The 10,018-nt window shown below is 68.5% G+C and carries 7 protein-coding genes; 2 read left to right on the top strand and 5 right to left on the bottom strand.

Annotated features, from left to right (window positions below):
- Window positions 1-88: 88 nt before the first annotated feature.
- Window positions 89-787, bottom strand: a complete 699-nt coding sequence (gene lipB, locus DWV11_RS16275; protein ID WP_281269629.1) for a lipoyl(octanoyl) transferase LipB — start codon at window positions 785-787, stop codon at window positions 89-91.
- A 98-nt stretch (window positions 788-885) separates the two neighbouring features.
- On the opposite strand from lipB, the gene DWV11_RS16270 reads away from it, so the two are divergent.
- Window positions 886-2,517, top strand: coding sequence for a serine/threonine-protein kinase (locus tag DWV11_RS16270; protein WP_115789965.1), 1,632 nt, complete (start codon window positions 886-888; stop codon window positions 2,515-2,517).
- A gap of 63 nt (window positions 2,518-2,580) precedes the next feature.
- On the opposite strand, the gene DWV11_RS16265 is transcribed toward DWV11_RS16270, so the two are convergent.
- On the bottom strand, window positions 2,581-3,474 hold the full coding sequence (locus tag DWV11_RS16265) for a TIGR01777 family oxidoreductase (RefSeq protein ID WP_115789964.1): 894 nt from the start codon (window positions 3,472-3,474) through the stop codon (window positions 2,581-2,583).
- Window positions 3,475-3,558: 84 nt separating this feature from the next.
- On the opposite strand from DWV11_RS16265, the gene DWV11_RS16260 reads away from it, so the two are divergent.
- A complete protein-coding gene (locus DWV11_RS16260; RefSeq protein ID WP_115789963.1) occupies window positions 3,559-7,056 on the top strand; it encodes a S41 family peptidase in 3,498 nt (1,165 codons plus the stop codon).
- A 74-nt stretch (window positions 7,057-7,130) separates the two neighbouring features.
- On the opposite strand, the gene DWV11_RS16255 is transcribed toward DWV11_RS16260, so the two are convergent.
- The 3 genes from DWV11_RS16255 to sucB all read right to left on the bottom strand — a co-directional run bounded on the left by DWV11_RS16255 (window position 7,131) and on the right by sucB (window position 9,939).
- Window positions 7,131-7,559 (bottom strand): OsmC family protein, encoded by a 429-nt coding sequence (locus DWV11_RS16255; RefSeq protein WP_115789962.1) that lies wholly within the window; start codon window positions 7,557-7,559, stop codon window positions 7,131-7,133.
- A gap of 172 nt (window positions 7,560-7,731) precedes the next feature.
- The gene (locus DWV11_RS16250; RefSeq protein ID WP_115789961.1) at window positions 7,732-8,085 is read right to left on the bottom strand and encodes a hypothetical protein; all 354 of its coding nucleotides are present in this window, start codon (window positions 8,083-8,085) and stop codon (window positions 7,732-7,734) included.
- Between the two features lie 135 nt (window positions 8,086-8,220).
- Window positions 8,221-9,939, bottom strand: coding sequence for a 2-oxoglutarate dehydrogenase, E2 component, dihydrolipoamide succinyltransferase (gene sucB, locus DWV11_RS16245; RefSeq protein ID WP_115789960.1), 1,719 nt, complete (start codon window positions 9,937-9,939; stop codon window positions 8,221-8,223).
- Between the last annotated feature and the right edge of the window lie 79 nt (window positions 9,940-10,018).

Below are 10,018 nucleotides of genomic sequence, written 5' to 3'. Positions count from 1 at the left end.
GCCTTGATCCACTCGGGCTTGCGTTCGACCGGAACCGCTTTGTTGCGCTGCTCAACACGCAGCAACTTACGGCCTTCAGGTGCCAGGGTCACTGGATAGCTCCTTCGGGGCTGAGGACGAGTGCTTCTTCGTGCTTGCGGAATTCTTCGACGAAGCGGTCGACGATGTCCGCCGGGTTGATGGTGCGGCCCGTCTCCAGGGACATGGTGGTGACCCCGGCGTCTGTGATGCCGCAGGCGATGATCTGCGCATAGGGTGCGAGGTCATTGCTGCAGTTGATGGCGACGCCGTGCATGGTCACGCCGTCGAGGACCCGGATGCCGATCGCGGCGATCTTCCGGTCCGGGCCCTTGTCGTCGGCCTTGATCCAGACCCCGGCGCGGCCCTTGATGCGTTCGGCCTTGATGCCGTAGTCCGCCATCACGGCGATCATGGTGGCTTCCAAGCGTTCAACGTAGTCGCGGATGCCGGCACGGTTCTTCAGTTTGATGATCGGATACGCGATCAACTGGCCAGGACCGTGCCAGGTGAGTTTGCCGCCGCGGTCGACGGGAACCACGGGGGTTCCGTCGAAGGGACGCTCGTGGTCTTCCGTCAGCTTGCCTGCCGTGTAGACGGCGGCGTGCTCCAGGAGCAAGACGGTATTGGGTCCCTCGCCGGCAACAACTTTGTTGTGGATTTCGCGCTGCACGTCCCAGCCGTGCATGTAATCAACGAAATCGGGGGCAAGACCCAGTTGTGAGAACTCAAGAGTCATGCGTTCAAGCTTAGACCCCGCGCGTGCCAGGCCATGATTTTGTGGCCAAGCTCTCAGTCATCACCGGTGATTTGGCTGCCTGTGGATAACTTCTGCGGGGTTTCCGGGTTTCAGGTAATTCTTGAAGCATGGAAATTCCCGATGCTCCGCTGATTCCCGGCCACGAGGCGGTCCGTGAGCTGGGCCGCGGCGCCAGCGCATCCGTGTGGCTTGCCACGGCCACGGGCGATGGCCGCCAAGTGGCCGTCAAATGCTTCATCGGCGCGGACGGGCTGTCTGACCCGCAGTCCATGGCCGGACTGCAGCGGGAGGTCAGGATCCTTTCCCGCCTGCAGCACGAACACCTGCTGGCGCTGCACGAGGTGGTGCGGCTCGGAGGTGGCTTCGAGGGCCTGCCCGGGTTGGTGATGGACTACGCCGCCGGTGGTTCCTTGGGACGGCTTGTCAGTACGCGGAAAAGGCTCAGCGTGGGCGAGACGGTCACGGTCATCACGCCCCTGGCACGCCTCCTGGCGTTCCTTCACCAGGAAGGCGTGGTGCACTCCGACGTGTCTCCGGGAAACGTGCTGTTCACCGCGCACGGCAAGCCGCTGCTGGCAGACCTCGGGACCGCGCGGATGCTCGGGGATCCCGGGGCGGCACCGGTCGAAGGGACACCCGGATTCAGCGACCCGGCTGCGGGTGGCGCGTCGGGTGTGCTCCGCCCCGAGCGGGACTGCTTTTCCCTGGCTGCCCTTACCTGGTACTGCCTCACCGGGACGCCTCCCGGGAGTGCATCGAGGCGCCCGCCGCTCACCCTGCTCGTACCCGAGGTGCCTCCGGCTTTGGCCGCCGCTATTGAGGCCGGGCTCCAGGAAGACGTTGCTGCCCGGCCGCCGGCGATGGCCTTCGGCGCTGCCGTCTACCGGAGCGCAGCGGCGGTACCGGTGGATCTCTCCGACGCAGTGGACAGCAGCGTTGTTCCGGAACTGTTGACCCGGCGCCGCCCTGCACCGGGCACGGCGCGCAAGGGTGCGCGCGCCCAGCGCCTGACGGGCAGGCTTGGCCGGTTTGCGCCCAGGCTTCCGGGCAGGGCCTCCGCAGCAGGGGCCGGGCAGCGGCCCTCGGCGATGAACTCGCGGAGGATCCGGGGTGGGGTTCTCGGCGCCCTGACCGCGGTGCTCCTGGTGGCGGGCGGAATCTGGTGGTCGGCAGCGCCCCCGGTGACCGGCACGGAAGCCCAGAGCGCCGGCACGTCGGGGCCCGTGGGTGTCCGGGAGCCCGGGACCGACCCCGGGACGTCCGCCGGAACTGCCACCGGTTCCGCGGCCGGTACCCAGCCGGGCGGCACAGATGAAGGCATCAGTGAAACGGTCCGCGCGCAATTGCGTTCAGAGCGGCCCGAAGAAGCCATCAAGGGCCTGTCTGCCCTCCGCGACTCCGCCCTGCGCACTGGAAAGCTCGAACTTCTCGCCGAGGTCAACGCCCGGAGTTCTCCAGCGGCTGCCGCCGACGCGAAGATCCGGGATCAAATGGAAAAGGCGGGCGTCGTCCTTGCGGGGTTCACCACTGTCCTGAAGGACATCCGGGTGTCCAGTCCTCCCCGCGACGGCGAAGCAGCCGTTACTGCCGTCGTCGAGACCTCCGGGTTCGAGGAGCGCGACGCGTCAGGGAAGCTGCTCCGCACCCGGGCGGCCGCGGCGCCGCAGAAACTGCGGCTGCTGCTGTCTAAGGCCGACGGCGGGTGGCGGATTGCGGACATCCTCGCCGGACGCACCTGAAGGGACTCCTGCGCCACGGCCCGCGCACCCCGCGCTGCGCGGGCACGGGCTGCAGGGCCGGAATCAGCGGAGCTCGGCCGCCAGCCATGCCGCGGCGTCGGAGAGGGCCGGGTGCTGCCAGTCGAAACCGGCGTCCAGCAGGCGGGCCGGTTCCATCCGCTGGCTCGCGAGGACCAGTTCATCCGCCAGCCGGCCGAGCGCCAAGCGCAACGCCGGGGCGGGAACCCTGAAAAATGCGGGCCTGTGGACGGCCCGGCCCAGGGCGGCCACCAAGGCGTTGACGTCCGCGCTTTCCGGCGCGCAGACATTCACCGGTCCTTCGAGCGCGGATCCGAGCAGGAACTCAAGGGCGGCAACCTCATCGGGCAGCGTGATCCACGGCCAGAACTGCCGCCCGTTGCCGAGGGGGCCGCCCAGGCCAAGCTTCAGCAGCGGGAGCAATGGACCGAGGGCCCCTCCTTTCGGGCTGAGGACTATTCCGGTCCGGGGCGTGACAACCCTGACGCCCGGCGGCGCCGTATGTGCGGCGGCTTCCCACTCGATGCACAGCCTGGACAGCACGCCTGAACCGGGGCCGGCATCCTCCCGGAGCACACCGGGGCGCGAGCCGTAGTACCCGGAAGCGGACTGGCTCAGGAACACCTGCGGCGGAACGTCCACCCGGGACATGGCCAACGTCAGGGTCTCCGTGGACTGCAGGCGCGACGCCGACAACTCCCGCAGCCGGGCTTTGGTCCAGCGCCGATCGCCGATGCCCGCGCCCGAAAGGTTGATCACGGCGCCCGCGCCGTCGAGGACCTTGGCGTCCAGGACCCGGGCCGCCGGATCCCAGGACCGTTCGTCGGCAGCGGCTGCCGGCCGCCGGACCAGCCGGACCACCTCATGGCCCTTGCTGCGAAGGCTTTCCGCCAGCGTGGTCCCGATCAAGCCCGATGCTCCGGAGATGACGATTCGCATGTCTTCATCACACCACGGCACACGGTTTTCAGGCGGCAATGACGGCGTCCGGAAGCGCCATGGCCGTTTGACTATGATCGAACAATGACCTCCTCGAGTTACTTCCGTTTTCCGCATCTGCACGGCGATCTGGTCACCTTCGTGGCCGAGGACGACGTCTGGATCGCTCCGCTCGCCGGCGGACGCGCCTGGCGGGTTTCGGCCCAGCAGTTGCCTTCCCGCAGCCCCCGCTTCTCGCCGGATGGAAAACGGCTTGTCTGGACCACGGTCGTCGGCACCGCACCTGAGGTGGTCACGGCCGACGTCGACGGCGGGAACTACCGCCAGCTGAGTTACTTCGGCCACAGCAGCACCCGGGTCCGGGGGTTCACCCCGGCGGGAGAGGTGCTGGTCACCAGCTCGTACCGGCAGTCCGAAAGCCGCCACAGCTATTCCTACGCGCTGCCGCTGGACGGCGGCTCCGCCGTCGAGCTCCCGTACGGGCCGGTGGAATCGGTGGCCTTCGGACCCGAAGTGGGGGACGAGCGGCCCGTGGTCCTGGCCACCGTGCTGTCCCGGGAGCCTGCCTGGTGGAAGCGGTACCGGGGCGGAACCGCGGGGAAGCTGTGGATTGACCGCGACGGCAACGGCGAGTTCGAACGGCTGGTGCCCGAACTCGACGGCAACCTCACCGACCCGCTGTGGATCGACGGGCGCATCGCCTTCCTCTCGGACCACGAGGGGCACGGCAACCTGTACTCGGTGCTTCCGGATGGCAGCGGACTGCGCCGGCACACCGACCACGAGGACTTCTACGTGCGCCACGCCGCGACGGACGGCACGCGCGTGGTGTTCGAGTCTGCCGGTGAGCTGTGGGTGCTGCCCGGGCTGTCGGAGGACGCAACGGCGGTGAAGCTGGACATCACCCTGGGTTCGGCCTCGCAGAACCGCCGCCCGGCCCCGCTGAAGGTCGGCGCGCACCTCGGCGAGGTCTTCCCCAACGAGGCCGGCACCGCCAGTGCCGTGGAAAGCCATGGCACCATCCACTGGCTCCGTCACAAGGACGGCCCGTCCCGGGTCATCGAAGCCACGCCCGGTGTGCGTGCCCGGCTGCCCCGCCCACTGGCCGGCGGAAGGATCGCCTACGTGGCGGACCACGGCGGCGTCGAGGCCATCTACATCAAGGACATAGCGGCTCCTCTTTCCGTGCAGGCGGGCTCCCGGCCGGAAACCGCCGGCGCCGCCCCTTCCACGCAGCCGGTGGCGCCGCTGCCCGATGCCCTGCCGCGGCCCGTGTCGGCGGCAGCCGTTACCGGGAACAGCAGTACCGGGAACACCGAGGCCGGTAGTGCGACGGTGCCTGGAGGTGCAGCCGTTCAGCCCGGGGACGCCGGGCAGCACCCGGACAGCGCCGACGGCGGAACCTCAGCCGCGGAGACGGTTACGGAGGCGGCCGAACCGGTCCGCCGCATCGACTTCCCGCGCCCGGCACGTCCCGGCGCGCTCGAGGCAAGCCCGGACGGCCGCTGGCTCGCCGTCGGCACCGCTTTCGGCGACGTTTTCCTGGCCGACACGCGCGACGGCACCCTGGAACCCCTGGTGACGATCGGGGACGGCAGCATCGACGCCCTCGCGTGGTCACCGGATTCGCAGTGGCTTGCCTGGTCCGAACCGGTCACGTCCTTCGGCTCGCGCAGCAAGCTCCGCATGACCAAGGTGGACGGCAGCAGCGGCATCATCGACATCACTGACGGACGCTTCTGCGACGAATCGCCGGTATTCACCCCGGATGGCAAGTTCCTCGCCTTCCTGTCCAACCGCAGCTTCGACCCCGTCTACGACGGACACGCCTTCGATCTTTCCTTTCCGAGCCCGATCAAGCCATACCTGCTGGCCCTCGCCGCGGACACGCCGTCGCCTTTCGGGCCCGCCGTTGAGTCCTTGGAGACGGACGCGGAACCGGCCGCATCCGGCACGGCTGTGCCCGAGGTGCGGGTCGACGTCGACGGCCTGCCGTTCCGCGTGATCGGCGTGCCTGTCCCGCAGGGCAACTACTCCGTGCTCTCAGCTGCCGACGGGGCCCTCCTGTGGCTCGACACACCGCTATCCGGCGTCACCGGGGATGGGCGGGGCAGCCTGCAGGACAAGGCACCCGCACCGTCGCTGGTCCGCTACGAGCTGGGCAAGCAGAAGCAGAGCACGCTGGTGCCGGCCCTGACGCGCTACCGGCTGTCCGCGGACGGCAAGAGGATCGTCTTTGTCCACGAGAAGCAGCTCAGCGCGGCACCCGCCACGGCCAAGGCCGATGAGGAATCCGGCGAGCTGGTGAAGGTCGACCTGCAGCGGATCCGCGTCCTCCTGGAACCGCTGGCGGTCTGGGGCCAGGCCTTCGACGAGGCGTGGCGTTTGCAGCGTGACTTCTTCTGGACCGAGGACATGGCCGGTCAGGATTGGGACGCCGTGCGCAGGCGCTACCGTCCGCTGGTGGAGCGGCTCGGCTCGCACGACGACCTCGTGGACCTGCTATGGGAACTGCACGGCGAACTGGGCACCTCGCACGCTTACGTGCGTCCGGCTGCCGTGAGTGAGCCCGGCAGCAACGGCCAGGGCCGGCTCGGCGCCGACTTCGAGTACCGGGAGGGCGGCTGGGAGATCATCCGGATCCTGTCCGGCGACTCCTCCGACCCGCTGGCCAACCCGCCGCTGAAGCGCCCCGGTGCCGACGCGAAGGAGGGTGACATCCTCCTGGCGATCGACGGCGTCGCGCTTTCTGCCGGGGTAACCCCGGCGAAGCAGCTGCTCGGCGCCGCCGGGCGGGCAGTGGAACTGACGCTGCGTAACGGCCCGGGCCACGGCGCCGCGGCCGGCCAGCAGCGGCGGATCGCCGTCGTCCCGCTCAAGGATGAGGAGCGGCTCCGCTACCAGGAATGGGTGCACGGCAACCGCCGCACGGTCCGCGAAGCATCCAACGGCACCTTCGGCTACCTGCACGTGCCGGACATGATGGCCAATGGCTGGGCCCAGCTGCACCGGGACTTGGACACCGAGACCGCGCTGGACGGCCTGATCGTGGACGTGCGCCGGAACCGCGGAGGCCACACCTCCCAGCTGGTGGCGGAGCTGATCGGCCGCAAGGTGACCGGCTGGAGCATGCCACGCGGCGAACGGCCCCGGACGTATCCGCACCACGCGCCCCGTGGCCCGGTGGTGATCCTCGCCGATGAGTTCGCAGGTTCCGACGGCGACATCATCACCCAGGTCTCGAAGCTGCGGGGGATCGGCCCGGTGATCGGCACCAGGACGTGGGGCGGGGTGGTCGGCATCGACAACCGCTTCACGCTGGCTGACGGTACCGGGGTCACCCAGCCGCGCTACGCCACCTGGTTCGGCGACGGCGTCGCCTGGGGCGTGGAGAACTTCGGCGTCGAACCGGACATCGAGGTACTCTTCCCGCCGCACGCCTACGCCGCCGGCATCGACCCGCAGCTGGAATACGGTATCGGTGCGCTCAAGGAGATGATCCAGGAGCTGCCCACGGACCGGCCGCCGCTGCGTGAGGGCTACCGCACGCTCCGTCCGGAACCGCTGCCGCCGCGGCCGTAAAAGGTCTGCGGACGACTGAGGCCCTGGCCCTCCTTCCGGAGGGGCCAGGGCCTCAGTGCTCAGCGGCTCCTGCCTTAGGCAGCGAGCGTGGCGTCCAGGGTGATCGGGGTGGCCTTCAGGGCCGCCGACACGGGGCAGTTGACCTTCGCGTCCTCGGCCAGCACCCGGAATTCCTCTTCGGAGATGCCGGAGATCTTCGCCACCAGGGTCAGGTGGATCCCGGTGATGCCTTCGCCCGGCTGGAAGGTGACATCGGCCTTGGTGTTGACCTCTTCGGGAGTGTGGCCGGCGCCGGCTGCAGCGTGGCTGAAGGCCATGGAGAAGCAGGCGGAGTGCGCGGCGGCGATCAACTCTTCGGGGCTGGTCTTGCCCTCCGCGGACTCGGCGCGGGCCTTCCAGGTGACATCGAAGTTGCCCAGGCCGGAGCTGTCCAGGGTGGTGTTGCCGGAGCCTTCGATCAGGCTGCCGTTCCAAACGGTATGTGCGGTGCGTGTAGTTGCCATGTCCACTCCTTGGCGTCGTCGCGATTCGGCACCCGGCATTCGCCGGATGCCACCAGGCTCAATCCTATGGATTCCCAGGCCGTGCCGCACGGGCTGTCCGCTGCGGGAGGAATGTGACCCCCGCTCCTTGGACCGTGCGCCATGGAGAACCCAATGGAACAGTCTCAGGGAATCACTGCCAGATGGTCGCGATGGCGATGTTGATCAGGGCCAGACCGCCCACGCCGTGGGCGAGCCCGGTGGAGACGGGTTCGCCCTTCTTGACCTTGCGCGAGCCGATGACGGCCAGGACCGCCACGGCAATGGCGATGGCGAACTTGATGCCCAGCTTGAAGTAGTTGGCGTGCATGTCCGGCATGAAGGGGATGAGCCCCATCATGGCGATGCCGGTGAGCAACTGGAGGAACGCACCGTCGCGCTGGCGCGGGTGGACGGTCGGTTCCTTGATGGTGGCGATCCAGTAGCCCACAATCATGGCCGCGCCGACAACGTGCAGGAAGACCAGAATGCTGAAGAGAATACTCATGGCTACAGCTTAGCGAGCCGTTTCTACGTCCCGTAGCAAAGCCACGGCGTGAATCGGGAATGGAAAAGCGGGCCGGTTCGGTGGTTTCCCACCGGAACCGGCCCGCTGTTATCCGGGACGTCGCCGCGGACGGACCTAGAGGCCCAGGTCCGCTTCGAAGGCGCCTTCCTCGAGGCGGGCCTTGAGGGTCTGCAGGAAGCGTCCTGCGTCGGCGCCGTCCACCAGGCGGTGGTCGTAGGTCAGCGACAAGTACATCATGGAGCGGATGGCGATCGAGTCGTCACCGTTTTCATCCGAAACCACCACGGCGCGCTTGACGATCGCGCCGGTGCCGAGGATGCCGACCTGCGGCTGGTTGATGATCGGGGTGTCGAACAGGGCGCCCACCGAACCGATGTTGGTGATGCTGAAGGTGCCGCCGGACAGTTCATCCGGGCCGATCTTGCCGTCGCGGGTGCGGCCGGCAACGTCGGCGATCTTGCTGGCAAGGCCGGCAAGGTTCAGCTGGCCGGCGTCGGAGATGACCGGAACCAGCAGGCCCTTGTCGGTGTCGACGGCGATCGCCAGGTGTTCGGCGTTGTGGTAGGTGATTTCCTGCTTGTCTTCGTCGTACGCAGCGTTGAGCTTCGGGTGCTGCTTGAGGGCCTCGGCAACAGCCTTGGCGATGAAGGGCAGGAAGGTCAGCTTGACGCCGTTCGCGGCCAGGAAGGAGTTCTTGGCCTTGAGGCGCAGCTTGGCGATCTTGGTCATGTCGACCTCGTGCACCTGCGTCAGCTGGGTGGATACTTCCAGGGATTCGCGCATACGGCGGGCAATGACCTGGCGGATGCGCGGGGCCTTCTCCACGGTGCCGCGCAGCGAGGAAGCCACGACGGGTGCGGCTGCCTTCGGAGCAGCTGCTGCGGCCGGGGCGGCAGCCGGAGCGGCGGCCTTCTTGGCTTCAGCGGCGGCGAGGACATCCTGCTTGCGGATACGGCCGCCGACGCCGGTGCCGGTCACCGTGGCGATGTCCACACCGTTCTGGTTCGCGAGCTTGCGCACCAGAGGGGTGACGTAGGAGGAGGATTCCGAGGAAGGGGCGGGAGCGGCGGCGGGTGCCGGAGCGGCTGCCGGAGCGGCTGCCGGGGCGGGAGCTGCCGGTGCCGGAGCGGGAGCTGCCGGAGCAGGAGCAGGAGCAGGAGCCGGGGCGGCAGCGGCGGCGGGTGCCGGGGCGGCAGCGGCGGCGGGTGCACCGGAGCCGACGACGGCCAGGACGGATCCGACCTCTGCGGTTTCGTCTTCGTTGACGCGGATCTCCAGCAGGGTGCCTGCAACCGGGGAGGGGATTTCGGTGTCGACCTTGTCGGTGGAGACCTCGAGCAGCGGCTCGTCCACCTCGATGGTGTCGCCGACGGCCTTGAGCCAGCGGGTGACGGTACCTTCGGTGACGCTTTCGCCCAGGGCCGGGAGGGTGACCTCGTGGCCTTCGGCAGCGGCCGGGGCCTCAGCGGCGGGGGCTTCTGCGGCAGGGGCAGCGGCCGGGGCTTCTTCAGCGGCGGGAGCTTCCGCGGCGGCCGGGGCGGGGGCTTCCTCGGCTGCGGGAGCAGGGGCAGCAGGAGCTTCAGCGGCCGGAGCGGCGCCGTTGCCGATACGGACCAGGGGAGCGCCGACCTCTGCGGTCTCGTCCTCAGCGACGAGGATTTCCTCGATGATGCCTGCGATCGGAGAAGGGATTTCGGTGTCTACCTTGTCGGTGGAGACCTCGAGCAAGGGCTCGTCGACTTCCACGCGATCACCGACCTGCTTGAGCCAGCGGGTGACGGTGCCTTCGGTGACGCTTTCACCGAGGGCGGGCAAGTTAACGGATTCAGACATGTCGTCCCCGTTCTCCTTATTGGTTTTTTGTGCGGATGGGTGTTGCCTGTGTTGCCCTGCGCCGGCAGTTCGTGCCGGC

Source organism: Arthrobacter silvisoli, assembly GCF_003369445.1.
Classification (GTDB): domain Bacteria; phylum Actinomycetota; class Actinomycetes; order Actinomycetales; family Micrococcaceae; genus Arthrobacter; species Arthrobacter silvisoli.
Note: the sequence above shows the minus strand (reverse complement) of the source record. Positions and strands in the feature narration are given on the sequence as shown.